Origin of the sequence: Pseudomonas sp. SC3(2021) (assembly GCF_019856535.1) — a bacterium.
GTDB lineage: Bacteria > Pseudomonadota > Gammaproteobacteria > Pseudomonadales > Pseudomonadaceae > Aquipseudomonas > Aquipseudomonas monsensis.
The window spans coordinates 108338-132217 of sequence record NZ_CP082236.1 but is presented as its reverse complement, the minus strand read 5'-3'; the positions used below and the strand labels follow the sequence as shown (position 1 = coordinate 132217).

Sequence of the window (23880 nt, the reverse complement as noted above, 5' to 3'; positions counted from 1 at the left end):
GTTGTTGAAATGGGTAGTTGATAAAGGATCGGTAGTGCCCGACCAAAGCCGACTGTGCGGCCCGCGCCGGGCCTGTATACTTGCCGGCAAATTTGAGGAGGGCCCCATGGTCGAACAAGTTGAACTGAATCGCCTCTTTTGGCACAGCCGCCGCGGCATGCTTGAGCTAGACGTGTTGCTGGTGCCGTTCGTGAAAGAGGTTTATGCCGATCTGAACGAGGTCGATCGCGCATTGTACGTTCGCCTGCTGGAGTGTGAGGATCAGGACATGTTCGGCTGGTTCATGGAGCGCAGCGAGTCTGAAGATCCTGAGCTGCAGCGCATGGTTCGCATGATTCTGGACCGTGTTCAGCCCAAGTAACTCGTTCGAATGCCGCTGGCACGCCTCAAGGCAGTTGCTGGCGGTGTATCTGTTGGCCCAGGCGTTCGCACTGGGTGCCTTGTTTCTGCTTTCGATTCCGCTCTGGGCCAGTGTGCTCGGGGCTTTCGCCTGTCTTGCGCACGCTTTTCGGGTACTGCCACGGCAAGTTCTGCTGAGCCATCCAAGGGCGTTTCGAGGGTTGCGTCGGGATGCCGATGGCTGGCAACTGTGGAATCAGGCCGATGGCTGGCAGGCTGTACAACTGCGCCCGGACAGCCTGGCGCTGCCACTGATCGTGGTGCTGCGCTTTCGTTTGCGTGGGGAATGGCGGGTCAGATCGGTCTGCGTACCGCGTGACTCGCAGGCGGCGGACTTGCACCGACGCCTGCGGGTCCGGCTCAAGTTCAGCCGACGTAGGTGGGCGGCACCAGAATAGTGTCGAGCGCCTCGGGCAGAAGGTCGGGATAGTCGAGGGTGTAATGCAGGCCGCGACTTTCCTTGCGCTCCATCGCTGAGCTGATCATCAGTTCGGCGACCTGGGCCAGGTTGCGCAGCTCAATCAGGTCGCGGCTGACTTTGTAATTGCTGTAGAACTCGTCGATTTCGTCCAGCAGCAGGCGCACACGGTGCTGAGCCCGTTGCAGGCGCTTGTTGGTGCGCACGATACCGACGTAGTCCCACATGAACCGCCGCAATTCGTCCCAGTTGTGCGCGATGATCACGTCCTCGTCCGAGTCGGTCACCTGGCTGGCGTCCCATACGGGCAGGGTGCTTGGCGCGGCGACATCATCCAGTTGCGCAACGATGTCGGCTGCAGCCGAGCGCGCATACACGAAACATTCGAGCAGCGAGTTGCTGGCCATGCGGTTGGCGCCGTGCAGGCCGGTGAAGCTGGTTTCGCCAATGGCGTACAGGCCCGTGACGTCGGTGCGGCCATTCTGGTCGACCATCACCCCGCCGCAGGTGTAGTGCGCGGCGGGTACGACGGGGATCGGCTGTTTCGTCATGTCGATGCCGAAGCCAAGGCAGCGCTCGTAGACGGTCGGGAAGTGGCTCTTGATGAAGGCCTCGGGCTTGTGGCTGATGTCGAGGTAGACGCAGTCGATACCCAGGCGCTTCATTTCATGGTCGATGGCCCGGGCGACGATGTCCCGTGGAGCCAGCTCGGCACGCTTGTCGAAGCGGTGCATGAAGCGCTCGCCGTTCGGTAATTTCAAATGCGCGCCTTCGCCACGCAAGGCCTCGGTGATCAGAAAACTCTTGGCCTGCGGGTGATACAGGCAGGTGGGGTGGAACTGGTTGAATTCCAGGTTCGCCACCCGGCAGCCGGAACGCCAGGCCATGGCAATGCCATCCCCGCAGGCGCCATCGGGGTTGCTGGTATAGAGGTAGACCTTGGCGGCGCCCCCCGAGGCGAGGATCACGAAACGGGCGCCGTAGGTATCGACCTCGCCGGTGGCCCGGTTGAGCACGTAGGCACCCAGGCAACGGTCGCCATCCAGTCCCAGACGACGCTTGGTGATCAGATCGACGGCAACCCGCTGCTCGAGCAATTCGATGTTGGAACGTTCCCTGGCCTGGGCCAGCAGGGTTTTGAAAATGGCTGCACCGGTCGCGTCGGCCGCGTGGATGATGCGCCGATGGCTGTGGCCGCCTTCGCGGGTCAGGTGGAATTCGAATCCGCCGTCTTCGGTGCCGGACTGTTCATCGCGGGTGAACGGCACGCCTTGGTCGATCAGCCACTGGATCGCTTCACGGCTGTGCTCGACAGTGAACCGGACGGCATCTTCATGGCACAGACCGCCGCCGGCATTGAGGGTGTCATCAACGTGGGATTCGACAGTATCGGTATCGTCGAGCACGGCGGCGACGCCGCCCTGGGCCCAATAGGTTGAACCGTTGGCGAGATCGCCCTTGCTCAATACGGCAATGCGCAAATGACCCGGCAGGGTCAGCGCGAGACTCAAACCGGCAGCACCGCTGCCAATGACCAGAACATCGTGTTGGAACTGTTGGCTCATTTCAGGATTCCGCTCAAAGCGACCCGGATCGGGGTTGGCGCAAGACAGCTGGGTCGGCGAGTCAAGGCAGCCACACAGCCCACTAGTATATAGAGGGGTGGGGCGGCACAATAGCCGCGCCGATATGGCATTGTGAAACTACTGTGACGAAAAAAGCCGGGTGCTTCGTCGGAAGTTTTTTTCGCCGGGTTCGCGAAAAGACGACTGTATCGGCGTTGAAACAGGATTTTTCAGCGCAGGGTTGCCCAATGTCGGATCGGTCCGGCTATAAATAATTGGAACTTTTGCCAAAGGCCCAAGATCAATAGTCGGTGCCAGAAACAAGGGACGTGTCGGCTTCAGTGCGGAATCTGCAGTTAGATTCCTGCCGGCGAAACCGATGACAAGATTATTCGCGCAGCCGGTTTATCCCGAGCTGCGTTTTTCGTGCGTGCCAAATCAGAGCCCGCAGGAAACTTGCTTGGAGGGGGAGAACTTTTGCGAAAAGCCCGAGTCTATGTTTGCAAGTCTGGTCGTTTAGTTGTGCAAGCCTCCTCCGGGCTTATCGAGGAGTGTTCATGCTAACCCAGGAAGAGGATCAGCAGCTGGTCGAGCGCGTTCAGCGTGGCGACAAGCGAGCTTTCGATCTGCTGGTGCTGAAGTATCAGCACAAAATTCTCGGGTTGATCGTGCGTTTCGTGCACGACACCCATGAAGCCCAGGACGTGGCTCAGGAAGCCTTTATCAAGGCGTATCGAGCACTTGGAAACTTTCGCGGCGACAGTGCGTTTTATACGTGGCTGTACCGTATTGCCATTAACACGGCGAAGAATTACCTGGTTTCACGCGGCCGCCGGCCGCCGGATAGCGATGTCAGTTCCGAAGATGCAGAGTTCTACGATGGCGATCACGGCCTCAAGGATCTCGAATCACCAGAACGAGCACTGCTGCGGGATGAGATCGAAGGCACCGTCCATCGAACCATTCAGCAACTGCCAGAGGATTTGCGTACGGCTTTAACTTTACGTGAATTCGATGGTCTGAGTTACGAGGACATTGCGAGCGTCATGCAATGCCCGGTGGGTACCGTGCGCTCCCGGATTTTCCGCGCTCGGGAGGCCATCGATAAAGCCCTGCAGCCGTTGTTGCAGGAAAACTGAGACAGCGGCGACAGCCAAGAGAGGAACGCCATGAGTCGTGAAGCCCTGCAGGAATCGCTGTCCGCAGTGATGGATAACGAAGCGGACGAACTGGAATTGCGTCGAGTGCTCAATGCACTGGATGATGTGGATACCCGTGAGACCTGGGCTCGTTACCAGATCGCTCGGGCAGCCATGCACAAGGATTTGCTGCTTCCACGTCTGGATATCGCTGCGGCAGTGTCTGCTGCGCTGGAAGACGAAACGGCTCCGGCCAAAGTATCCCGCAGCCCATGGCGCAGCCTTGGTCGTCTGGCTGTTGCAGCCTCGGTGACCGTTGCCGTGCTGGCGGGTGTGCGTCTGTACAACCAGGACGAAATCGCTGGTGCCGAACTGGCTCAGCAATCCAATCAGCCAACCCTGGCCACTCCACAGGTCAAAGGCCCGGCTGTTCTGGCAGGCTACAGTGAGAGTTCCGAAGCGACTGGCCCAATGGCCAATGGCGTATTGCAAGGTCAGCCAGGCTGGCATGACCAGCGTCTGCCAGGCTATCTGCGTCAGCACGCTCAGCAGGCTGCACTGAAAGGTACTGAAAGCGCACTGCCTTATGCGCGTGCCGCAAGCCTGGAAAACCGTTAAGGAGGATCATGCGCGCCATACCTCTACTTTCGCTTCTGCTCAGTGGCTGGTTCATTGTTCCAGCCCACGCTGATGACGCCCAGGACTGGTTGACCCGGCTGGGCCAGGCCGAGCAGCGGCAAAGCTTTCACGGCACCTTCGTTTACGAGCGCAACGGTAGTTTTTCTACCCACAACATCTGGCATCGTGTCCAGAATGGCCAGGTCCGCGAGCGTTTGCTCCAGCTCGACGGTTCGGCACAGGAAGTCGTGCGCATTGATGGACATACTCAATGCGTCAGCGGCACCCTGATTGCGGGGTTGGGAGATTCTCCAAACTCTACTGCTCGTTCTCTCGATCCCCAGAAGCTGAAAAACTGGTATGACCTTGCCGTCATTGGCAAATCGCGCGTGGCCGGGCGGGACGCAGTGATCGTATCGCTGACGCCTCGCGATCAGCATCGCTACGGCTTCGAGCTGCATCTGGACAAACAGACCGGCCTGCCGCTCAAGTCGTTGCTGCTGAACGACAAGGGGCAGTTGCTGGAGCGATTCCAGTTCACCAGCCTCAATACCGACGAAGTTCCTTCGGACAAGGATTTGCTGGCTGACGCCGACTGCAAGCCAGTCACGCTGGACAGTGACAAGGCTTCAGCCATGAAGACCGCTCAGGTCTGGCATTCCGACTGGTTGCCACCGGGTTTCGAACTGATCAGCAGCACGTCGCACAAGGATCCGGAAACCAAGACTCAGGTCAACAGCTTGCTGTATGACGACGGTCTGGCGCGTTTCTCGGTTTTCCTCGAGCCTTTGAATGGCGCTACGGTCACCGATACCCGTACGCAATTGGGCCCGACCGTTGCCGTGTCCCGCCGCCTGACGACGCCACAAGGCGAAATGATGGTGACGGTGGTGGGCGAGATTCCTATTGGCACAGCCGAACGAATTGCGCTGTCGATGCGTAACAATGATGGCACTGCAACCAGCAAGCAGTGAGCTGATTTCAGTCATTCCCACTTCGTCGCCGAGACGTAGAAATGTTTGCTGAGCATTTTCATTTGCAAAACACCTGAAAATTTTTTATAGGTCAGAGCCTCACGGCTCTGGCCTTGTTTGTTGTTCCCGGAACAAAAATGCCGGTCGGTGGTTTCCGGTGTTCCTTGCTCCATATCGCTTAACCCTGCTCGTCGTAACGGGAGCTGTATGTCGATACCAAGTTTGAAATCTTATCTCTCCATTTTCGCCACCGTGCTGTTGCTCGGTCAGGCTGTACCTGCTGCGCAAGCAGCTGATCTGCCTGACTTCACCCAATTGGTCGAACAAGCTTCGCCAGCTGTGGTGAACATCAGTACCACGCAGAAACTGCCGGATCGCAAGGTCAACCAGCAGATGCCAGACCTGGAAGGCTTGCCGCCGATGCTGCGCGAGTTCTTCGAACGTGGCATGCCGCCTCAACAGCGCTCGCCGCGTGGTGATCGTCAGCGTGAAGCGCAATCGTTGGGTTCGGGCTTCATCATCTCTCCGGATGGCTACATTCTGACCAACAACCACGTGATCGCCGATGCCGACGAAATCCTCGTCCGTCTCGCCGACCGCAGTGAAATGAAAGCCAAACTGATCGGCACCGATCCACGTTCCGACGTGGCGCTGCTGAAAATCGAAGGCAAGGATCTGCCAGTGCTGAAGCTTGGCAAATCCCAAGACCTGAAAGCCGGCCAGTGGGTCGTTGCTATCGGTTCGCCGTTCGGCTTTGACCACACCGTGACCCAAGGCATCGTCAGCGCCGTGGGCCGTAGCCTGCCGAACGAAAACTACGTGCCGTTCATCCAGACCGACGTGCCGATCAACCCGGGTAACTCCGGTGGTCCGCTGTTCAACCTGAATGGTGAAGTGGTCGGGATCAACTCGCAGATCTACACCCGTTCCGGTGGCTTCATGGGCGTGTCATTCGCCATTCCGATCGACGTGGCGATGGATGTGTCCAACCAGTTGAAGAGCGGTGGCAAGGTCAGCCGCGGCTGGCTTGGTGTGGTCATTCAGGAAGTGAACAAGGATCTGGCCGAGTCGTTCGGTCTGGAAAAACCGGCCGGTGCGCTGGTGGCACAGATCCAGGATGACGGTCCGGCGGCCAAGGGCGGTCTGCAAGTCGGTGACGTGATTCTGAGCATGAACGGCCAGCCGATTGTCATGTCCGCTGACCTGCCGCATCTGGTCGGCGCACTGAAGGCGGGCGCGAAAGCCAATCTTGAAGTGATTCGTGAAGGCAAGCGCAAGAACGTCGAGCTGACGGTGGGTGCGATTCCGGACGAAGACAAGGCGCTGGACGCGCTGCCGAAGTCGGGCACTGAAAGCACCAGCAATCGCCTTGGTGTTTCGGTAGGCGAGCTGACCGCCGAGCAGAAGAAAACCTACGACCTTAAAGGTGGTGTGGTGATCAAGGAAGTGCAGGATGGTCCTGCGGCCCTGATCGGTCTGCAGCCGGGTGACGTGATCACTCACCTGAACAACCAGGCCATCGGCTCCACCAAGGAGTTCGCCGACATCGCCAAGGCACTGCCGAAGAACCGTTCGGTGTCGATGCGGGTTCTGCGTCAAGGTCGCGCGAGCTTCATCACCTTCAAGCTGGCTGAATAATTCAGCGCCGAAGGCAAAAACAAACCGCCTCGAAAGAGGCGGTTTTTTATGCCTGAAGCTTTTTGCCGAAAGACAGAATCAGCCCATCATGTCCTTGATCATGCGCTCCTGCTCCATCAGCTCGCGCTGGCGGGCATCAATACGCGACGACAGCGGGAAGTTGCTGCCTGCCTTGCGCTTGGCAAAATCCAGTTGCTGGATCGCCTGACGGTAATCGCCGACCAGTGCAAAGTACTCGGCGCGCGCCTGATGCAAACCGATGATGTTGCCTGACAAGCCCCGGGTTTCAGCGACCTGATACCAGACGTCCGGATCATCCGGGCGCGACTTGAGCAAGCCTTCCAGGGCCTTCTCGGCATCGGCTGTGCGGTTCTGCTTGAGCAGTAGATCCACGCGCACCTGATTCAGTGGATAGTTGCCCGGATACTGCGTGAGCATCCGGTCCACCCGCGATTGCGCATCTGCCAGGCGATTATTGGTGATGTCCAGATCGACCTGCGCAAGGTTGTAGATGATTTCGTTCGGCGCCGCTGCCAGCAGTGGCTTGAGATTCTCCCGAGCCTCGTTCAACTGGCCGCCCTTGATCTGGGCGATTGCCAGACCGTAGCGTGCGACGTTGTTCTTCGGGTTCTCATCCAGTTGTGCACGGAAGCGTTTGGCACTCAGCCCCGGGGTTTCTTCGTAGATCAGTTGCACGCGCGCGCGGATCAGTTGATAGCGCAGGCTGTCTTCGATGCCGCCGGGTTTGGCCTGTTCGGCACGGTTGCGGGTGTCGGCGATACGCGATTCAGTGACCGGGTGAGTCAGCAGGAACTCCGGCGGCTTGGCGTCGAAGCGATACTGGCGCATCAGGCGTTCGAACATGGTCGGCATCGAGCGCGGGTCGTACCCGGCCTTTTCCAGATTGAGGATGCCGATGCGGTCGGCTTCCTGTTCGTTCTGACGGGAGAATGTGCGTTGTGACTGAATCGCCGCCGCCTGGGTGCCGGCGATGGTCGCGATGCCGGCGTCACCGCCGCCGGCTGCGGCGATGACGATCCCGGCCAGCAGGGCTGCCATCATCGGCACCTGCATCCGCTGGGACGCCTCGACGCCGCGGGCAAAGTGACGTTGCGACAAGTGAGCCAGTTCGTGGGCCAGTACCGAAGCGTATTCGCCTTCGGTCTGTGCATTGAGGAACAGGCCGCCGTTGACCCCGACCACGCCGCCCGGCGCCGCGAAGGCGTTGAGTTGCGGGCTGTTGATCAGAATGAATTCAAGGCGGCGGTCGGTGACCTGACTGGTTTCCACCAGCTTGTAGACGCTGGATTCGACGTAGTCCTTGAGCTGCGGATCGTTGAGCTGTGCAACCTGGCTGCGCAGCATGGCCAGCCAGGCCCGACCGAGCTGGTATTCCTGTTGCGGCGAGACAATGGCAGAACTGGCGTCGCCAAGTGACGGCAGATCGTCGGCAAAGCCCGGTGAGGCGAGCAGGCAAGCGAGCGTCAGCAGGGTAGGGCGCAGAAAAGTCATGCACAAAGCCTTAGAAGACAAAGACCTTACTGTAGCCGGACACCGGGCTTGCGACCAGATATTCTAGGCAGCTCGAATGACCTGATCCGGAGTGACGCAATGACTGACGCTGTAGCCCATGACGTGGAACTGGACGCCAGTGGCCTTAATTGTCCGTTGCCGTTACTCAAGGCAAAAATGGAACTCAACAAGCTCCCGAGCGGTGCGGTGCTCAAGGTGATCGCCACGGATGCGGGCTCGCAACGCGATTTCCGCACCTTCGCCCGCTTGGCCGGTCATGCGCTGCTGCGCGAAGAAGACGACGCCGGTGTTTACCGTTACTGGTTGAAAAAAGCCTGAAACCGACAGCGTAAAAGCCCTGAGGATTATTGATGTTCAAAGTGTTACGCGACTGGATTCAGCGCTACTTTTCCGATGAAGAGGCGGTGGTGCTGGCGGTGCTGTTGATTCTCGCCTTCACGGCTGTGCTCACCCTCGGCGGAATGCTGGCCCCGGTGTTGGCCGGGATGGTGCTCGCTTATCTGATGCAGGGCCTGGTGGTGACGCTCGAGCGACTGCGGGTGCCGGGTGGTGCGGCGGTGGGGCTGGTATTTGCGCTGTTCATGGGCGTGCTGATGCTGTTTATCGTCGTGGTGCTGCCGTTGCTCTGGCATCAGGTGATCACGCTGTTCAACGAACTGCCGGGCATGCTTGCCAAGTGGCAATCGTTGCTCCTGCTGCTGCCAGAGCGGTACCCGCATCTGGTCTCCGATGAGCAGGTGCTGCAGGCCATCGAAGCGGCGCGTGGCGAGATCGGCAAGTTCGGGCAATGGGCGCTGACGTTTTCGCTATCGAGCCTGCCGCTGCTGGTCAACATCATGATCTATCTGGTGCTGGTGCCGATCCTGGTGTTCTTCTTCCTCAAGGACCGGTCGATGATCGGCGAGTGGGTGCGCGGCTATTTGCCCCGCGAGCGCGCGCTGATCACCCGGGTCGCGCAGGAAATGAACCGGCAGATCGCCAACTACATTCGCGGCAAGGTGATCGAAATCGTAATTTGCGGTGGCGTGACTTACATCGCCTTCGTTGCGCTGGGGCTCAATTACGCGGCGCTGCTGGCGTTGCTGGTGGGTGTCTCGGTGGTGGTGCCTTATGTCGGCGCTGTGGTGGTGACGGTGCCCGTGCTGTTGATCGCCTTGTTCCAGTGGGGCTGGAGCGATCAGTTCATCTATCTGATGGCGGTCTACGGGATCATTCAGACGCTGGACGGCAACGTGCTGGTGCCGCTGCTGTTTTCGGAGGCGGTCAACCTGCACCCGGTGGCGATCATTTGTGCAGTGCTGTTGTTTGGCGGGCTGTGGGGCTTTTGGGGGGTGTTCTTTGCGATCCCGCTGGCGACGCTGTTCAAGGCTGTGCTTGATGCCTGGCCGCGCAAGGAACCGGTGGTGGCGCCTTTGCTGTAAATCGGGCTGAGGCTTGGGGTCTCATCGCTGGCAAGCCAGCTCCCACAGGGTTTCAGGCGCATACAAAACCTGTGGTGGCCGGCTTGCCAGCGATGGCGTCAGTGAGAGCGACGCCAAAACATCAGGCTTTATTCAAATCCTGAGCCGCTGCCAGCACCGCATCCACATGCCCCGGCACTTTCACGCCGCGCCATTCCTGGCGCAGTACACCGTTCTTGTCGATCAGGAACGTGCTGCGATCAACGCCCAGGTATTCCTTGCCGTACAGCTTCTTCAACTTGATCACGTCGAACAGCTGGCAAACGGCTTCGTCCTTGTCGCTGATCAGCTCGAACGGAAACGCCTGCTTGCACTTGAAGTTTTCGTGGGACTTCAGGCTGTCGCGGGAGATACCGAAAATTTCCGTATTGGCTGCCTGGAATGCCGCGTACTGATCACGAAAACCCTGGCCTTCAGTGGTGCAGCCCGGAGTGCTGTCTTTCGGGTAGAAGTAGATCACCACTTGCTTGCCTTTCAGGGCAGACAGGCTGACGGTCTGCCCGCTGGTGGCAGGGGCTTCGAAATCCGTAACCGGTTGGTCGATGACAACGGCCATGAAAGCTTCCTTACATTGGGTTTTGTGGGCGCCAGGGTTCGATCAGCGCATCCAGGTTCATCGCGTCGGCGAAGTCGAGGAACTGATCGCGCAGCCAGCTGATCTGTGTGCCGGCCGGCAGCGTCACGGTGAACGTGGCGTTGAGCATGGTGCCGCCGGTCTGGGGTGCCTGATACGTGTCGCAGGTCAGGTTTTCCAGCTCGACGTTGTGATCCATGAAGAACTGGCACAGCTCATTGATGATGTCAGGGCGATACGCCGAGCTGACATAAGCCACGTACGGCAACGCTTGCGGGCGGTTTTCCAGCGCCGCACTGCGCACCACGTTGACGGTGAAAGCGTGCCGTTTGGCCAGAACCGGCAGGCTGCCTTCGAGGCGGGCCAGCGCGTCCCAGCTACCGGAAATCTCCAGCACCAGCGCACTGCATTCGCCGTGGCGGGTCAGGCGGGAGGTGACGACGGCGCAGCGATTTTCATGGCTGGCGCGGCACAGGACGTTAGTCAGCTCCATGGGGTTGGCGCCAAGGGCACTGATGACAAGGAATTGTTCGCGAACTGTGGGGGTGGACATGCAGCATTCCTAAAGCGATGAGCGGTCGGTAGGTTGACGGGCGTTGGTCGTCGGAGCGGGCCTGCGTGCCTGTTCAGGCTGTCCGTTCAAAAGGCCCGGCCAGCGCTCGCGGCTCGCTCCACTATAGCGGGAGCGCGTCGATGCGACGCAGGAACGGGGCCTGGGAGGCCGAAAAGGGAGGCTGGAACCCGGCGTACAAGCTGATCAGTACCGATCAAAGTCTGAAGGGTAGCGAAAAGCGACGCCAAGGGGAATGGCGGCAGCGCAGTACTTCGCTTGTGCAAGCATCTTGGCGCCAGTACCATTACCGCTCTCTTTTTCCGGCAGGAGCGGTTTCATGATTGCGGGCAGTATGGTGGCACTGGTCACTCCCATGGATGCACAAGGGCGTCTGGACTGGGACAGCCTCAGCAAACTCGTGGACTTCCATCTCAAGAACGGCACCCATGCCATTGTCGCGGTCGGTACTACCGGCGAGTCGGCAACCCTTGATGTAGAAGAACACATCGCCGTGATCAAAGCCGTGGTCAAACAGGTTGCCGGGCGCATTCCGGTCATCGCCGGTACTGGCGCCAACTCCACCCGCGAAGCCGTCGAACTGACCCGCAACGCCAAGGAAGCCGGCGCCGATGCCTGCCTGCTGGTTGTTCCTTACTACAACAAGCCGACTCAGGAAGGTCTGTACCAGCACTTCAAGCACATCGCTGAAGCGGTCGACATTCCGCAGATTCTCTACAACGTTCCCGGCCGCACCTCCTGCGATATGCAGGCCGAGACCGTGATTCGCCTGTCCAGCGTGCCGAACATCGTCGGCATCAAGGAAGCCACCGGCGACCTCAAGCGCGCCAAGGCCATCATCGACGGCGTGAGCAAGGACTTCATCGTGCTGTCCGGCGATGATCCGACCGCCGTCGAATTGATCCTGCTGGGCGGCAAAGGCAACATCTCGGTAACTGCCAACGTCGCTCCGCGCGAAATGGCCGACCTGTGTGAGGCCGCGCTCAAGGGCGACGCCGACACCGCACGGGCCATCAACGAAAAACTGATGCCGCTGCACAAAGACCTGTTCATCGAAGCCAACCCGATTCCGGTCAAGTGGGCTCTGGTTGAAATGGGCCTGATGCACGAAGGCATCCGCCTGCCGCTGACCTGGCTGAGCGCACCTTGTCATGAAACGCTTCGCTCGGCCCTGCGCCAGTGCAGCGTCCTGGTTTAATTGAGGAAGTACAACGCATGAAGCGAATGGCCGGACTTTCCGCACTTGCCTTGATTATCTCCAGCACCAGCGGCTGTGGATGGGTCTGGGGGCCGGAAGGTTATTTCCGCGACCGTGGAAGCGATTACCTGCAAGCGCAACAGACTGCACCGATGCAACTGCCACCGGATGTCAGCACCTCCAAACGTCTGGATCCGCTGTTGCCGATCCCGCGCAACGTCGCTGACGACACTGCCAAGGGTGAGTACATCGTTCCACGTCCTCAACCGTTGTCGGCCGTTGCCGATGCCAGCGATTACTCGCTGCAGAAGAGCGGTGACTCACGTTGGGTCGTGGCACAGCATCCGCCGGCCGAAGTCTGGCCAGTGGCTGTGCAGTTCTTCCAGGACAACGGTTTCCGTCTGGATGAACAGCGTCCGCAAACCGGTGAATTCACCACCACCTGGCAGCATTCCGATGAACTGTCCGCCTCCATGGCCAAGCGCCTGAGCGCGGCCGGTATCGCCAGCGACAGCGAAACCCGCGTTCGTGTGCGTATCGAGCCAGGTGTGCAGCGCAACACCAGTGAAATCTACGTGGTCAGCGCCGAGCGTCCTGCCGGCAGCACCGCCGACGTGGCCTTCACCAACCGTTCGGTCAACACTGGCCTGGACGCAGCGCTGGTCGACGACATGCTGGCGAGCATGAGCCGTATCTCCGAGAAGGGCGGTTCCGTGTCGATGCTTGCTTCCCGTGACTTCGATACGCCGAGCCGTGTCAGCCTCAGCGAAGACGGCAGCGGTAACCCGGTGTTGAACGTCGGTACCGATCTGGACCGTGCCTGGTCGAGCGTCGGCCGTGCACTGGAACAGGGTGAATGGCGCGTTGAAGACATCAACCGCAGCCTGGGCCTGTACTACATCAACCTGGCCGAAAAAGCCGAGAAGAAAGATGAAAAGCCTGGTTTCTTCAGCAGCCTGTTCGGCAGTGCGCCGAGCAAGGAAGAAGTGGAAGCCCGCGCCGAGCGCTATCAGGTTCGCCTGAGCAAGGTTGGCGAGAGCATTCAGGTGACCGTCGAGAAAAACATCAACACCGTCGCACCGGCTGACGTGGCGCGCAAAGTGTTGAGCGTGATTCAGGACAATCTGGGCTGATCACATGCGTTTTGCCGTTCTCGGCAGCGGTAGCCAAGGGAACGGCACGCTGATCGCCAGTGCTGATACGTATGTGCTGGTGGATTGTGGTTTTTCCCTGCGGGAAACCGAAAAACGCCTGTTGCGCCTGGGTGTGCACCCGGCGCAACTGAGCGCGATACTTGTGACCCACGAACATGCCGACCACGTGCATGGCGTGGGTTTACTGTCTCGGCGCTACAATCTGCCGGTCTACCTCAGTCGCGGCACACTGCGCGGGATGCGCAAACCGATTGAACCCGCAGGCTATCTGGCCGGCGGCGAGCAACTGCAGATCGGTGCTCTGAACATCGGGGTCATTGCCGTGGCCCATGATGCGCAGGAACCGACCCAGTACGTCTTCAGTGATCAACAGCAGCGGCGCTTCGGCCTGCTGACCGACCTGGGTTCCTACTGCGAGCGGGTGCTGGACGGTTATCGGGATCTCGATGCGTTGATGATCGAGTCCAACCATTGCCGCGACATGCTGGCCCGTGGTCACTATCCGTACTTTCTCAAGCAGCGGGTGGGCGGCGAGCTGGGACATTTGAACAACCATCAGGCGGCATTCCTGGTGGCCGAGTTGGGCTGGCAGGGCCTGCAACACCTGGTCCTGGCCCATCTGAGCAGCAAGAACAACCTGCCGCAACTGGCCCGGCAATGTTTTGTCGACACCCTCGGGTGCGATCCGGACTGGCTGCAACTGGCCGATCAAGATTCAGGGCTCGACTGGCGCCACATCGCCTAGCCCACCTACTTAGCAAGCGGAGCCCATCATGGAAAAACGTGAAGAACTCTACCGCGGCAAAGCCAAATCGGTTTACAAAACCGACGACGCTGACCGCTTGATCCTGCTGTTTCGCAACGACACCTCGGCGTTCGACGGCAAGCGCATCGAGCAGCTCGACCGCAAAGGCATGGTGAACAACAAGTTCAACGCCTTCATCATGCAGAAACTCGAAGCGGCCGGCATTCCGACCCAATTCGACAAACTGCTGGGCGACAACGAGTGCCTGGTGAAGAAGCTCGACATGATTCCGGTCGAGTGCGTTGTGCGTAACTATGCCGCTGGCAGCCTGGTCAAGCGCCTGGGCGTTGAAGAGGGCATGAAGCTCAACCCTTACACCTTCGAACTGTTCCTGAAGGACGACGCCAAGGGCGACCCGTTCATCAACGAATCCCACGTCGTGGCATTCGGCTGGGGCACCACCGAACAACTGGCGCGCATGAAAGAACTGTCGCTCAAGGTCAACGAAGTCCTGAGCAAACTGTTCGATGACGCCGGCCTGCTGCTGGTCGACTTCAAGCTTGAATTCGGCGTGTTCAGCGACGGCTCGATCGTCCTGGGCGACGAGTTCAGCCCGGACGGCTGCCGTCTGTGGGACAAGGACACCAAGAAGAAGATGGACAAGGACCGCTTCCGTCAGGGCCTCGGTGACGTCATCGAAGCCTACGAAGAAGTCGCCAATCGTCTGGGTGTACCGCTTTAATCGACGCAAGCATCTGATAGCACGGAAAAAATTTCGTTTGGGGGGTTCGCAACCAGCGAAAGTGTTGTTATGATGCGCGCCGTTGGAGAGATGCCAGAGTGGCCGAATGGGACGGATTCGAAATCCGTTGTACCTTCACCGGTACCTAGGGTTCGAATCCCTATCTCTCCGCCATTACATAGAAAAAGCCCCGTAGCTGAGAAGCTGCGGGGCTTTTTTGTTTCCTGCGATCAATCTGGCAACGCGTGACCAGGTCTTGCCTGTTCCAATCTCTGCAGAGCCGGAACAAAGCCCCGCTGAATCAAACCAGCGGGGCTTTGTTGTTTTGCAGGCGTTAACTTACACCTGCATCAGACAGTCATGACCGCGAGAGCGCCTGTTCGCGTTTGATCAAGTCAGGCGTACCGTTGCGCGCTTAAATCTCCTTTATCGGTGTTTCCCCTCGCGCTGCTTTGATCAATTCGATCACATGTAAGCAATCCGCCTTGTTCACATACGACTCGCCACTGGCGATGGTCTCGTGGTTTCCCGCCCTCAGCCTCCAGCGCCATTGCCCTTTGCCGGTGCTCGGGGTGCCTCTGGATTGCCTGTAAATCTCGAAATACATTCAGTTCGCTCCATGCGATAGACGTGTGCGCCAGCCTGTGTGGCGCATCGACGCAAGCCTAGCGCAGGCGAGGTTTTTGGCTATTGGGCAATTGTTTCCAATGGTTGGCGGATGTTTCTGAAAGGTGCGACCCAGAAACCTCGAAGTGTTAGACAGTGAGCGGATCCATCGTGGCGATGGACGCCGCCCCCAAGGCCTTTCTACACTGCCGGCTATCTGGGGATCGGGGAGCAAGGGATGAATCGCAATGAACTACGCAAGGCCGACATCAACCTGATGGTGGTGTTCGAGACCCTGATGCTTGAGCGCAATGTGACGCGGGCGGCGGAGAAGCTGTTTCTCGGCCAGCCGACCATCAGTTCGGCGCTCAACCGGCTGCGTACGATGCTCAACGATCCGCTGTTCATCCGCGTGGGGCACCGCATGGAACCGACGGCCCGTGCAGAGGATATCTTTCGTCATCTGAAGCCTGCGCTGGATTCGCTGTCGGTAGCGCTGAGCCTGACGCGCAACTTCGATCCGGCCGTCAGCACCATGACCTTTCGCATTGGCCTGTCCGATGATGTCGAGTTCGGCCTGTTGCCGCCGCTGTTGCGCGCGCTGCGTCAGGAGGCGCCGAATGTGGTGTTTGTCGTGCAACATGTCGATTACTGGCGAATTCCCGATTTGCTGGCTGCCGGCGACATCACCGTCGGCATCAGTCAGACCCGTGGCCTGCCGGCCAACGCCAAGCGCAAATTGTTGCGGCACATTCAGCCGAGCATTCTGCGGGCCGACGCCTCCGATACGCCGCTGACTCTCGATGAATATTGCGCCCGCCCGCACGTACTGGTGTCTCACACCGCCAACGTCAGCGGATTCGCGGACGAATGGCTGGCGGAGCTCGGGCGTACCCGGCAGGTGGTGTTGTCGGTGCCGCAGTACAGCGCCTTGCCGGCATTGCTGGCCGGCACCGACCTGATCGCCAGCCTGCCGGATTACACCGCCGAGGCCATGGCCGCGTCGGGGTTGCTGTTCAAGGAGCCGTTTCCGTTCAAGACGCCGACGCTGGACCTGTCGATGGTCTGGCTCAGTCACGTCGACAGCGACCCGGCAGAACGCTGGCTGCGCTCACGGCTGGAGGCCTTCATGAGCGAGCGGCCGCTCAGCGTGTCCTGAGGGCGAGCGCTTTTCCGCAGGAGCTGCCGAAGGCTGCAATCCTTGCCTTTTATGTTGAAAGCAAGATCAACAGATCGCGGCCTCCGGCGGCTCCTGCAAGGGTAGGGGCGACAGATTGCCGAAAAGTCGCGCAGGAGAGCAGGTCGCCGCTGTGATATATGTACGACCTTTCTGTCGCCACACTGGAGTCTTGCGATGCCACACCTGCATATGGAATACACCGCCAATCTGCCGCAGCTCAATGCCGACGTTGCATTGATCCGGCTCAACAACACATTGGTGGGGTCCGGTCAGTTCGCGGCGGAATTCGATATCAAGAGCCGGGCGATCAAGGTCGAGACCTTCAAGGTCGGCACGGTCATGGGCGAGCGTGCGTTTGTGTATGTGAAACTGGCGATGCTCAGTGGCCGTTCGCCGGAGATCAAGAAACAGTTGTCCCAGAGCCTCCTGGCGGTGTTGCAGGACCTGTGCGAATGGCCGGCCGGGGTTGAGGTGCAGCTGTGTGTCGAGCTGCTCGACATTGATCGCGAGTCCTACAGCAAAACGGCCATCGGCGTGTAAGGCTCAGGCCACTTCCAGTTCGCTGCACACCTTGATCACCTGCTCGCGCAGCCAGACGTTGGCGCTGTCCTGATCGGCGTTCTGGCTCCACTGCATGTCGAGGGTGAAGCCCGGCAGACCATTCGGCGCCTCACAGTGTTTGAACACCGCATCGTTGGTCAGCAGGCGTTGAATGCGGCGCGGCAGGGTGAGAATGAAGTCGGTGCCGGTGATCATCTTCAACGCCGCGCTATAGCTATTCGAGCGCGCAACAATCTGACGTTTCTGCGCCTGGCGAGCGAGCCAGCCGTCGACCATGTTGGTGGTGGACGTCCACGGTGTCGGGAACACATGCCGGCGTTCGGTAAAGGCTTGCAGGCTCAGGCGTGGTTCCAGTGGCGTGGCGCGCTTGTCGAAGACACAGACCAGATCATCTTCCAGCAGCATCCGTGACTTGAGGTCGGCGTGAGAGCGATGGAAGTTGGGGCCGAAACTGATCACCAGGTCGAGGCTGCCGTCGCGTAACTCGTCGGCCGGTACGTCGGTTTCGAACTTGTGCATGTTGACCATCACCGGCAAATCATCGAAGTCGAAGCGCTTCAACAGTCGCGGCAGGATCAGTTGTTCGAAGTATTCCGGAGCGCAGATGTTGAAGGTGACCGCTTGCCGGGTCGGATCGAAGGCCGCTGCACCGGCATGGCACAGGTTGATGCTTTCGAGGATCTTCTGCACATGGCTGTACATGCTGCTGGCCTTGTAGGTCGGGCGCATGCCGGTGCGGGTATTGATGAACAGTTCGTCTTCGAAACTGGTGCGCAGTTTTTTCAGGCAGTAACTGACTGTGGACTGACTGACAAACAGCGTTTCCGAGACATCGGTGACGCTGCTTTGCTCATACACGGCGATAAACACCATGAGATCCTGCATGTCGAGCTTTCGAAGCAAGTTACTGTTCAGCATCCGTTCCGTCTCGCTGTGCTCCTTGCGCTGAATCCGCGCAAACGTGTGCGAATGATCCTAACGGAACGATGGTGCCAGGAGAAACCCCCGTGGGACAATTCACGGTCAGTTGTGGGACAGAAACTTTTAGCAATACGACGTCGTCCGGCAAACCGCGAAAAGATGGCCAGAAGCCTCTAGCTTGCTCAATGGAACTGGCGTGCGTAGTGGCGCGGATCGAAGATGCCGGGATCGACCTGATCTGGCACGACAACCAGTCCGGCTGTAAAGGCACTTGCGACCGGTGTCACCCTGCAAGACGTCAGCAATATGAAAGACCCTACTTGGTGCGCCAACCGCGAATGCCGCGATGACATTCTCCTGCAAGGTCTGCAGGGTTTTATCGAGCATCTGGACAAAGACACCGTGCTGGTGCTGCACCAGATGGGTAGCCACGGTCCGGAATACTTCAAGCGTTATCCGAAGGCGTACGAACACTTCACGCCGGTGTGCGAAAGTAATGCGCTGAACAATTGCAGCCGCGAAAGCATCGTCAACGGTTACGACAACACGCTGGTCTATACCGACCATGTGCTGTCTCTCTGTCAGACTATTCTTTTTCCTTGGCAGGACATTTCGTTACAGCTCTTGCCCTTCGCAGGCGCGTAAATCGCCGGTGGCGATATATACTGCGCGCCATTCTTCAAGGGAGAGCCGTGTGGCTATCGATATTCACTGGATTCGCGACAACGAAAGCCTCGCGCAGTTTTGCGCCGAGTGGCAGCAGCTGCCGTTCGTTGCCCTCGACACCGAATTCATGCGGGTCGACACCTTCTACCCGATTGCCGGTCTGTTGCAGGTCGGTGACGGCAAGCGCGCCTACCTGATTGATCCGCTGACCATCAACGCCTGGCAACCGCTGGCTGCGTTGCTGGAAAACCCGGCAGTGCTCAAGGTGCTGCACGCGTGCAGCGAAGACCTCGAAGTCCTGTTGCGCCTGACCGGCAGCCTGCCGGCACCGCTGTTCGACACCCAGTTGGCAGCCGCTTACCTGAACATCGGTTTCTCGATGGGCTATTCGCGGCTGGTGCAGGAAGTGCTCGGCATCGAACTGCCCAAGGGCGAAACCCGTTCCGACTGGTTGCAGCGCCCGTTGTCCGACACGCAAATCAGCTACGCCGCCGAAGATGCCGTGCATCTGGCGGAGGTTTTCGTACAACTGCGGCCCAAACTGTCTGACGACAAATTCGCCTGGGTGTTGGAGGACGGCGCGGAACTGGTCGCCAACCTGCGCCGCGAAACCGACCCTTATGAGGTTTATCGCGAGGCCAAACTGGCGTGGAAACTGTCCCGTGCGCAACTGGCGGTTCTGCGTGAGCTGTGTGCCTGGCGGGAAAAGGAAGCCCGCGCCCGTGATCTCCCGCGTAACCGCATTGTCCGCGAGCATTCGCTGTGGCCGCTGGCCCGCACACAACCGGACAACCTCGCGGCGTTGGGCAAGATCGAAGACATGCACCCGCGTACCGTGCGTCAGGACGGCCAATTTCTGCTTGATCTGATCAAGCGCTCTGGCAGTGTGGGGCCTGATCAATGGCCGCCCGCCGTACCGGAGCCATTGCCGATCGAAGCCGCAGCATTGATCAAACAACTGCGCGCATTGGGGCAGGCCGAGGCCGAGCGTCTGGGCATTGCCCCGGAACTGATGCTGCGCAAGAAAACCCTCGAGGCGCTGGTCAAAAGCGGCTACCCCGAGGGGCCTTACCAATTGCCTGATTCGCTGCGTGGCTGGCGCCGCGAATTGATGGGCCAGAAGCTGCTCGACAGCCTGGCCACCGCCGGAGAACAGCCTTGAAACGTATTTGCTCCATTTACCAAAGCTCCAAACGCAGCGGCATGTACCTTTACGTGCTCAAGAGCGATGCGCTCGAGCGCGTGCCGGAAGCATTGATGCTGGCCTTCGGCAAACCGAAGCACGCCTTCGATCTGGTGCTGTCGCCCGAGCGCAAGCTGGCCAGCGAAGACATCGTCGTAGTGCTGGAAAACCTCGACAAGCAGGGCTATCACCTGCAGATGCCGCCGGCCGAGGACGAATACATCGAACACTTGCCCGAAGAGTTGCTGCGACGCAACGATCCGGTCTGATCTGCCAGGCCCTGTTCTGGGCCTCGGGTAACCCTGGAACTGTTTTTACCGCGATGGCCACCCTTACTCCGGTGGCCGTCTGCACGGTTTGCGAAAGGTTTGAAGATGCGCGTTCTGATTGCTGAACACGACCACGCGATATACGCCCGGCTGCTGCGTCAGGCAGCTCCGGAACTGGAAGTATTGACCAGCGGCGACTCCGCCGAACTGGCCCGACAGGCTGCCGATTGCCCGGTGTGGCTGGGGCAGCCGGATCTGCTCGCGACCCTGTTGCGCCAGGGGCATCAACCGCAATGGCTGCAGTCGACCTGGGCCGGCATCACGCCGTTGCTGGCCGACGGTTTGCGCCGCGATTACCGCTTGACCCGTGCGGTGGGGATTTTCGGTCAGGTGATGGCCGAATACGTCCTGACCTACATGCTCGGTCATGAACGTGAAGTGCTGGCGCGTCTGGTCAGCCAGGTCGAGCGCAAGTGGGATAACCGCACCGGTCAGAGCCTGGTCGGGCGCAAGGTGCTGATCGTCGGCACCGGCGACATTGGCCAGAGCGTGGCGCAGTTCCTGCTGCCGTTTGGCGTCGAGTTGTACGGCATCGCCAGCAGCGCCCGCGAACAGGCGCCGTTCGTCGAAGTCGGGGCGCTGGCGGATCTGCCACGGCTGGTGGGCGAGGTGGATTACGTGGTCAATCTGCTGCCCAACACCGAGCACACCCACGATATCTACGACGCGGCACTGTTCAAGCAATTCAAGCCGACCGGGTTGTTCATCAACGTCGGGCGCGGTGTGGCTGTAGTGGATGCGGATCTGGTCGAAGCATTGAAAGAAGGCCATCTGGCCGGTGCGGTGATCGACGTCTGCCGCCAGGAACCGCTGCCACAACGCCATCCGTTCTGGACGGCCTGGGGTCTGTTGCTGACCGGCCACAGTTCGGCGCCGACTTCGCCTTCGTTGATGGTGCAGCTGTTTGTCGACAACCTGAAGGCGTATCAGGCCGGCGAGGCGTTGCGCGGCGAAGTGGATTTCAACCGCGGATATTAAATCCACCGCTCACTTGAATGATGCACAAAACCTGTGGGAGCTAGCCTGCTGGCGATCAGGGAGTGTCAGTCAACATGGATGTTGTTTGACACACCGCAATCGCTAGCAGGCGAGCTCCCACAGTGGTTTTTGCAGTATGGCTTAAAGGGTGAAGTCGCCTTCAGCCACTAGCTCGCTCAGCGGACGACGCGGGCTCGGCTCTTCACGGGCCTGCAGGTACTCGGCCAGCGTCGCCTTGTCACCCAGCTTGCCAACTGCGACTGCTGCATGCAGCGCATAACCTTCCGGGATATTCAGCTCCTTGCGCGTGAGTTCCTGATCGAAACCGGCCATGCCGTGGGTGTGCCAGCCGCTGATGCTCGCTTGCAGTGCCAGATGGCCCCAGGCCGAACCGGTGTCGAACGTGCTCCACAGCGCCGGCGTCTCTTCACTGGCGCCGGGTGCGGTGAACGTGGTTTTGGAAATCACGATCACCAGCGCCGAAGCGTGTTGCGCCCAGCTGCGGTTGAATTCATTGAGCAGACCCAGATAACGCGCCCAGTTCGGCGTATCGCGACGCGCGTAGAGAAAACGCCACGGCTGCGAGTTATAAGCCGATGGTGCCCAGCGTGCGGCTTCGAAGAAGCTCAGCAGGGTTTCTTCCGGGATCGCTTCGCCGGTAAACGCGCGCGGCGACCAGCGGTCGGTGAATTGCGGGTGAATGGCGTAATCGGCAACGCGAGGGTTGGCACTCATCAAAAGATTCCTTGCTGTGTTTGAGTCATGAATTCGTGACAGAACCCTACTGGGCGGTGATTTGCCTGACAAGCGGGATTTACCGACAGTCGCCAGCGCTTGGCCCGCAAGGCCGGGGGCACTAGACTGGCGGCCTTTTCACCACCTGATGTTGATGCTTGAGCCATGGCCGCCAAAGTCGAACCGTTCTGGAAACGCAAAACCCTCGATCAACTCGATCACGAGGAATGGGAATCGCTGTGCGACGGCTGCGGCCTGTGCTGCCTGCAAAAGCTCGAGGATGAAGAAGACAACAGCGTCTACTACACGCGCATCGCCTGCAAACTGCTGGACCTGAAAACCTGCCAGTGCAGCGATTACCCGAACCGCATCAAGTTTGTCCCGGACTGCATCCAGCTCACCCCGGGCCAGGCCGAAGAATTCAAGTGGTTGCCGCCGACCTGTGGTTATCGGCTGGTCAGCGAAGGCAAGGACCTGCCGTTGTGGCACCACCTGGTGTGCGGTGATCGCGACGCGGTGCACCACGAACGGATTTCCCAGTCCGGGCGCATGCTCGCCGAAGGCAGCGTGCCGGAGGATGACTGGGAAGATCACCTGATTTTCCGGGCCGGTTAAGCGCCCGCAGATTCACCTTTCACCAAGGAGTGTGTATGGCTGGGGGATTGCGGCGGGCGCTCAGTGTGGGCTTGTTGGCGTTGAGCGCGCCAGTGTGGGCAGCGAAGAAAGTCGATCTGGACTATCACGTGCGCCTGTTGCCGCAAAGCGATCAGGCCGAAGTGCGCCTGACCCTGGCCAAAGGTGAAGCGGTGCGCAGCCTCGACTTCGACCTCGGTGATGGCAGCCATTACAGCGACTTCAAGGCCGACGGCCAGTGGCAGCTGACCCCGGGCAAACAGGCCCGGGGCATCTGGCGTCCGACGGGCGACAAGGCCAGTCTGACCTACCGCGTCAGCGTCAGCCACGGTCGCAAGGGCGGCAGCTTCGACACGCGCATGACCCCGAGCTGGGCGCTGCTGCGCGGCGAGGATCTGGTGCCACCGGCCAAGCTCGATCAGCAGGATGGCGTCGAGCTGGTGTCGCGTCTGCAATTCGAACTGCCCGGCGGCTGGCAAAGCGTCGAAACCGCCTGGCCGCGCATCGGCAAGTACAAATTCCGCATCGATAACCCTTCGCGCCTGTTCGACCGCCCTACGGGCTGGATGCTGGCCGGTCATCTCGGCAGCCGCCGCACGCGCCTGGGCGAAACCGAAGTTACCGTGGCCTCACCGCAAGGGCAGGGCATGCGCCGCATGGATGTGCTGACCTTGCTGACGTTCGTCTGGCCGCAGGTGCAAGCGGTCTACCCCCGGCATCCGAAAAAACTGTTGATCGTCGGCGCCAACGACCCGATGTGGCGCGGCAGTCTCGGCGCGCACGAATCCATCTATATGAACACGCGGCTGCCGCTGGTCAGCGAGAGCGGCAGCAGTGCACTGGTGCGTGAGTTGGCGCAGGTGTTCGGGCGGATCAACGACGCGCAGCGCAGCGACTGGATCAGTGAAGGATTGGCCGAGTATTACGCGATCGAACTGGTGCGCCGTGCGGGTGGCATGAGCGATGAGCGTTATCAGGCGTTGCAGGCGAAGTTGGCCAGGGACAGTCAGAAGGTGACGACCTTGCGCGGCGAGCAGATCAGCCCGGCGCAGCTTTCAAAAGCAGTGATGGTGCTGCAGGAGCTGGATCGCGAGATTCGCCTGAAGACGCGTAACAAGCGCTCGCTGGATGATGTACTGCGCGGGGCAATGCATCTGGGGACGGTGGATACCAAGGGTTTTGTGCAACTGGCCGAGAGTGTTCTGGGCGAGTCCTCCAAGGTCCTCGATACCGCGTTATTGCAGTGACATCGCTATCGCTGGCAAGCCAGCTCCCACAGAATTCGGGATGTTCATCAAAATGGTGAACGACACAGAAACTATGGGAGCTGGCTTGCCAGCGAAGAGGCCAGAAGCCTCAG

The 23880-nt window shown here is 59.7% G+C and carries 27 protein-coding genes, 1 tRNA gene and 1 pseudogene; 21 read left to right on the top strand and 8 right to left on the bottom strand.

Annotated features, from left to right (window positions below; genetic code table 11):
* Window positions 1–106: 106 nt before the first annotated feature.
* Together K5Y35_RS00625 and K5Y35_RS00620 are read left to right on the top strand one after the other, a co-directional pair.
* Complete coding sequence (locus tag K5Y35_RS00625) at window positions 107–361, top strand: succinate dehydrogenase assembly factor 2 (protein WP_095049216.1); 255 nt, start codon at window positions 107–109, stop codon at window positions 359–361.
* A complete protein-coding gene (locus K5Y35_RS00620; RefSeq protein ID WP_222833480.1) occupies window positions 345–797 on the top strand; it encodes a protein YgfX in 453 nt (150 codons plus the stop codon). The genes K5Y35_RS00625 and K5Y35_RS00620 overlap by 17 nt, the downstream gene beginning before the upstream one ends.
* Here the strand turns inward: K5Y35_RS00620 and nadB are convergent.
* A complete protein-coding gene (gene nadB / locus K5Y35_RS00615) occupies window positions 766–2382 on the bottom strand; it encodes an L-aspartate oxidase (protein ID WP_222833479.1) in 1617 nt (538 codons plus the stop codon). The genes K5Y35_RS00620 and nadB overlap by 32 nt on opposite strands.
* A 557-nt stretch (window positions 2383–2939) precedes the next feature.
* Here nadB and rpoE point away from each other — a divergent pair.
* Genes rpoE through K5Y35_RS00600 form a run of 3 tightly spaced genes read left to right on the top strand, consistent with a single transcriptional unit; the run spans window position 2940 to window position 5113 of the window.
* The gene (gene rpoE, locus K5Y35_RS00610; protein WP_003172477.1) at window positions 2940–3521 is read left to right on the top strand and encodes an RNA polymerase sigma factor RpoE; all 582 of its coding nucleotides are present in this window, start codon (window positions 2940–2942) and stop codon (window positions 3519–3521) included.
* 30 nt (window positions 3522–3551) lie between these two features.
* The gene (locus K5Y35_RS00605) at window positions 3552–4139 is read left to right on the top strand and encodes a sigma-E factor negative regulatory protein (protein ID WP_128615223.1); all 588 of its coding nucleotides are present in this window, start codon (window positions 3552–3554) and stop codon (window positions 4137–4139) included.
* 8 nt (window positions 4140–4147) lie between these two features.
* Entirely contained in the window at window positions 4148–5113 is a 966-nt protein-coding gene (locus K5Y35_RS00600; RefSeq protein ID WP_222833478.1) for a MucB/RseB C-terminal domain-containing protein, read from the top strand.
* An 11-nt stretch (window positions 5114–5124) separates the two neighbouring features.
* Here the strand turns inward: K5Y35_RS00600 and K5Y35_RS00595 are convergent, their stop codons facing one another.
* Window positions 5125–5286, bottom strand: a complete 162-nt coding sequence (locus tag K5Y35_RS00595; protein ID WP_177490577.1) for a hypothetical protein — start codon at window positions 5284–5286, stop codon at window positions 5125–5127.
* Between the two features lie 34 nt (window positions 5287–5320).
* Between K5Y35_RS00595 and K5Y35_RS00590 the strand changes: the two genes are divergently transcribed.
* A complete protein-coding gene (locus K5Y35_RS00590; protein ID WP_123465468.1) occupies window positions 5321–6751 on the top strand; it encodes a DegQ family serine endoprotease in 1431 nt (476 codons plus the stop codon).
* 78 nt (window positions 6752–6829) lie between these two features.
* Here the strand turns inward: K5Y35_RS00590 and K5Y35_RS00585 are convergent, their stop codons facing one another.
* Complete coding sequence (locus K5Y35_RS00585) at window positions 6830–8263, bottom strand: M48 family metalloprotease (RefSeq protein ID WP_123465470.1); 1434 nt, start codon at window positions 8261–8263, stop codon at window positions 6830–6832.
* 99 nt (window positions 8264–8362) lie between these two features.
* On the opposite strand from K5Y35_RS00585, the gene K5Y35_RS00580 reads away from it, so the two are divergent.
* Together K5Y35_RS00580 and K5Y35_RS00575 are read left to right on the top strand one after the other, a co-directional pair.
* A complete protein-coding gene (locus K5Y35_RS00580; RefSeq protein ID WP_123465472.1) occupies window positions 8363–8602 on the top strand; it encodes a sulfurtransferase TusA family protein in 240 nt (79 codons plus the stop codon).
* A gap of 32 nt (window positions 8603–8634) precedes the next feature.
* Complete coding sequence (locus tag K5Y35_RS00575; RefSeq protein WP_123465473.1) at window positions 8635–9705, top strand: AI-2E family transporter; 1071 nt, start codon at window positions 8635–8637, stop codon at window positions 9703–9705.
* Window positions 9706–9826: 121 nt separating this feature from the next.
* Here K5Y35_RS00575 and K5Y35_RS00570 read toward each other — a convergent pair whose 3' ends face one another.
* Both K5Y35_RS00570 and K5Y35_RS00565 read right to left on the bottom strand, forming a co-directional pair.
* Entirely contained in the window at window positions 9827–10300 is a 474-nt protein-coding gene (locus K5Y35_RS00570) for a peroxiredoxin (protein WP_123465475.1), read from the bottom strand.
* A gap of 10 nt (window positions 10301–10310) precedes the next feature.
* A complete protein-coding gene (locus tag K5Y35_RS00565; RefSeq protein ID WP_123465477.1) occupies window positions 10311–10871 on the bottom strand; it encodes a glycine cleavage system protein R in 561 nt (186 codons plus the stop codon).
* 337 nt (window positions 10872–11208) lie between these two features.
* Here K5Y35_RS00565 and dapA point away from each other — a divergent pair, with 337 nt between their 5' ends.
* The 5 genes from dapA (at window position 11209) to K5Y35_RS00540 (ending at window position 14902) form a co-directional block, all read left to right on the top strand.
* Complete coding sequence (gene dapA, locus K5Y35_RS00560; RefSeq protein WP_123465482.1) at window positions 11209–12087, top strand: 4-hydroxy-tetrahydrodipicolinate synthase; 879 nt, start codon at window positions 11209–11211, stop codon at window positions 12085–12087.
* A gap of 17 nt (window positions 12088–12104) precedes the next feature.
* On the top strand, window positions 12105–13220 hold the full coding sequence (bamC, locus tag K5Y35_RS00555; RefSeq protein ID WP_128614644.1) for an outer membrane protein assembly factor BamC: 1116 nt from the start codon (window positions 12105–12107) through the stop codon (window positions 13218–13220).
* 4 nt (window positions 13221–13224) lie between these two features.
* On the top strand, window positions 13225–13986 hold the full coding sequence (locus K5Y35_RS00550) for an MBL fold metallo-hydrolase (RefSeq protein WP_123465486.1): 762 nt from the start codon (window positions 13225–13227) through the stop codon (window positions 13984–13986).
* 28 nt (window positions 13987–14014) lie between these two features.
* On the top strand, window positions 14015–14728 hold the full coding sequence (purC, locus tag K5Y35_RS00545; RefSeq protein WP_123465488.1) for a phosphoribosylaminoimidazolesuccinocarboxamide synthase: 714 nt from the start codon (window positions 14015–14017) through the stop codon (window positions 14726–14728).
* Window positions 14729–14812: 84 nt separating this feature from the next.
* Window positions 14813–14902, top strand: a tRNA-Ser gene (locus tag K5Y35_RS00540).
* A 241-nt stretch (window positions 14903–15143) separates the two neighbouring features.
* Here the strand turns inward: K5Y35_RS00540 and K5Y35_RS00535 are convergent.
* On the bottom strand, window positions 15144–15335 hold the full coding sequence (locus K5Y35_RS00535; RefSeq protein WP_123465490.1) for a YegP family protein: 192 nt from the start codon (window positions 15333–15335) through the stop codon (window positions 15144–15146).
* 237 nt (window positions 15336–15572) lie between these two features.
* Here K5Y35_RS00535 and K5Y35_RS00530 point away from each other — a divergent pair, with 237 nt between their 5' ends.
* Window positions 15573–16493, top strand: coding sequence for a LysR family transcriptional regulator (locus K5Y35_RS00530; RefSeq protein ID WP_123465491.1), 921 nt, complete (start codon window positions 15573–15575; stop codon window positions 16491–16493).
* Window positions 16494–16688: 195 nt separating this feature from the next.
* Window positions 16689–17054: a 5-carboxymethyl-2-hydroxymuconate Delta-isomerase gene (locus tag K5Y35_RS00525; protein WP_222833477.1), complete on the top strand. Its 366-nt coding sequence runs from the start codon at window positions 16689–16691 to the stop codon at window positions 17052–17054.
* A gap of 3 nt (window positions 17055–17057) precedes the next feature.
* Here the strand turns inward: K5Y35_RS00525 and K5Y35_RS00520 are convergent, their stop codons facing one another.
* A complete protein-coding gene (locus K5Y35_RS00520) occupies window positions 17058–17993 on the bottom strand; it encodes a LysR family transcriptional regulator (protein WP_123465494.1) in 936 nt (311 codons plus the stop codon).
* 224 nt (window positions 17994–18217) lie between these two features.
* Between K5Y35_RS00520 and K5Y35_RS00515 the strand changes: the two are divergent.
* The 4 genes and pseudogenes from K5Y35_RS00515 to K5Y35_RS00500 all read left to right on the top strand — a co-directional run.
* Window positions 18218–18605: pseudogene (locus K5Y35_RS00515) on the top strand (sulfatase-like hydrolase/transferase); the annotation flags it as partial.
* A gap of 85 nt (window positions 18606–18690) precedes the next feature.
* Window positions 18691–19824 carry a ribonuclease D gene (gene rnd / locus K5Y35_RS00510; RefSeq protein WP_222833476.1) on the top strand — a complete coding sequence of 378 codons (1134 nt, stop codon included), beginning with the start codon at window positions 18691–18693 and terminating at the stop codon, window positions 19822–19824.
* Window positions 19821–20114: a YcgL domain-containing protein gene (locus K5Y35_RS00505; protein ID WP_122608866.1), complete on the top strand. Its 294-nt coding sequence runs from the start codon at window positions 19821–19823 to the stop codon at window positions 20112–20114. Before rnd ends, K5Y35_RS00505 begins: the two co-directional genes overlap by 4 nt.
* Before the next feature lie 105 nt (window positions 20115–20219).
* Window positions 20220–21152, top strand: coding sequence for a D-2-hydroxyacid dehydrogenase (locus K5Y35_RS00500; RefSeq protein WP_123465498.1), 933 nt, complete (start codon window positions 20220–20222; stop codon window positions 21150–21152).
* Window positions 21153–21293: 141 nt separating this feature from the next.
* On the opposite strand, the gene K5Y35_RS00495 is transcribed toward K5Y35_RS00500, so the two are convergent.
* Window positions 21294–21887 (bottom strand): nitroreductase family protein, encoded by a 594-nt coding sequence (locus tag K5Y35_RS00495; RefSeq protein ID WP_123465500.1) that lies wholly within the window; start codon window positions 21885–21887, stop codon window positions 21294–21296.
* Between the two features lie 165 nt (window positions 21888–22052).
* Here K5Y35_RS00495 and K5Y35_RS00490 point away from each other — a divergent pair, with 165 nt between their 5' ends.
* Complete coding sequence (locus tag K5Y35_RS00490) at window positions 22053–22502, top strand: YcgN family cysteine cluster protein (protein ID WP_003222605.1); 450 nt, start codon at window positions 22053–22055, stop codon at window positions 22500–22502.
* Between the two features lie 35 nt (window positions 22503–22537).
* Window positions 22538–23767 carry a hypothetical protein gene (locus tag K5Y35_RS00485; protein ID WP_222833475.1) on the top strand — a complete coding sequence of 410 codons (1230 nt, stop codon included), beginning with the start codon at window positions 22538–22540 and terminating at the stop codon, window positions 23765–23767.
* Window positions 23768–23880: the final 113 nt, after the last annotated feature.

Excerpts from the sequence above, each read along its gene's own strand:
- K5Y35_RS00585 (WP_123465470.1), bottom strand. The coding sequence starts at position 8,263 with ATGACTTTTCTGCGCCCTACCCTGCTGACGCTCGCTTGCCTGCTCGCC.
- K5Y35_RS00550 (WP_123465486.1), top strand. The coding sequence starts at position 13,225 with ATGCGTTTTGCCGTTCTCGGCAGCGGTAGCCAAGGGAACGGCACGCTG.
- K5Y35_RS00565 (WP_123465477.1), bottom strand. The coding sequence starts at position 10,871 with ATGTCCACCCCCACAGTTCGCGAACAATTCCTTGTCATCAGTGCCCTT.
- K5Y35_RS00595 (WP_177490577.1), bottom strand. The coding sequence starts at position 5,286 with ATGGAGCAAGGAACACCGGAAACCACCGACCGGCATTTTTGTTCCGGG.
- K5Y35_RS00535 (WP_123465490.1), bottom strand. The coding sequence starts at position 15,335 with ATGTATTTCGAGATTTACAGGCAATCCAGAGGCACCCCGAGCACCGGC.
- K5Y35_RS00600 (WP_222833478.1), top strand. The coding sequence starts at position 4,148 with ATGCGCGCCATACCTCTACTTTCGCTTCTGCTCAGTGGCTGGTTCATT.
- K5Y35_RS00575 (WP_123465473.1), top strand. The coding sequence starts at position 8,635 with ATGTTCAAAGTGTTACGCGACTGGATTCAGCGCTACTTTTCCGATGAA.
- dapA (WP_123465482.1), top strand. The coding sequence starts at position 11,209 with ATGATTGCGGGCAGTATGGTGGCACTGGTCACTCCCATGGATGCACAA.
- rpoE (WP_003172477.1), top strand. The coding sequence starts at position 2,940 with ATGCTAACCCAGGAAGAGGATCAGCAGCTGGTCGAGCGCGTTCAGCGT.
- K5Y35_RS00605 (WP_128615223.1), top strand. The coding sequence starts at position 3,552 with ATGAGTCGTGAAGCCCTGCAGGAATCGCTGTCCGCAGTGATGGATAAC.
- K5Y35_RS00485 (WP_222833475.1), top strand. The coding sequence starts at position 22,538 with ATGGCTGGGGGATTGCGGCGGGCGCTCAGTGTGGGCTTGTTGGCGTTG.
- K5Y35_RS00520 (WP_123465494.1), bottom strand. The coding sequence starts at position 17,993 with ATGCTGAACAGTAACTTGCTTCGAAAGCTCGACATGCAGGATCTCATG.
- K5Y35_RS00590 (WP_123465468.1), top strand. The coding sequence starts at position 5,321 with ATGTCGATACCAAGTTTGAAATCTTATCTCTCCATTTTCGCCACCGTG.
- K5Y35_RS00490 (WP_003222605.1), top strand. The coding sequence starts at position 22,053 with ATGGCCGCCAAAGTCGAACCGTTCTGGAAACGCAAAACCCTCGATCAA.
- K5Y35_RS00500 (WP_123465498.1), top strand. The coding sequence starts at position 20,220 with ATGCGCGTTCTGATTGCTGAACACGACCACGCGATATACGCCCGGCTG.
- K5Y35_RS00570 (WP_123465475.1), bottom strand. The coding sequence starts at position 10,300 with ATGGCCGTTGTCATCGACCAACCGGTTACGGATTTCGAAGCCCCTGCC.
- K5Y35_RS00525 (WP_222833477.1), top strand. The coding sequence starts at position 16,689 with ATGCCACACCTGCATATGGAATACACCGCCAATCTGCCGCAGCTCAAT.
- purC (WP_123465488.1), top strand. The coding sequence starts at position 14,015 with ATGGAAAAACGTGAAGAACTCTACCGCGGCAAAGCCAAATCGGTTTAC.
- K5Y35_RS00625 (WP_095049216.1), top strand. The coding sequence starts at position 107 with ATGGTCGAACAAGTTGAACTGAATCGCCTCTTTTGGCACAGCCGCCGC.
- K5Y35_RS00580 (WP_123465472.1), top strand. The coding sequence starts at position 8,363 with ATGACTGACGCTGTAGCCCATGACGTGGAACTGGACGCCAGTGGCCTT.
- bamC (WP_128614644.1), top strand. The coding sequence starts at position 12,105 with ATGAAGCGAATGGCCGGACTTTCCGCACTTGCCTTGATTATCTCCAGC.
- K5Y35_RS00530 (WP_123465491.1), top strand. The coding sequence starts at position 15,573 with ATGAATCGCAATGAACTACGCAAGGCCGACATCAACCTGATGGTGGTG.
- K5Y35_RS00495 (WP_123465500.1), bottom strand. The coding sequence starts at position 21,887 with ATGAGTGCCAACCCTCGCGTTGCCGATTACGCCATTCACCCGCAATTC.
- nadB (WP_222833479.1), bottom strand. The coding sequence starts at position 2,382 with ATGAGCCAACAGTTCCAACACGATGTTCTGGTCATTGGCAGCGGTGCT.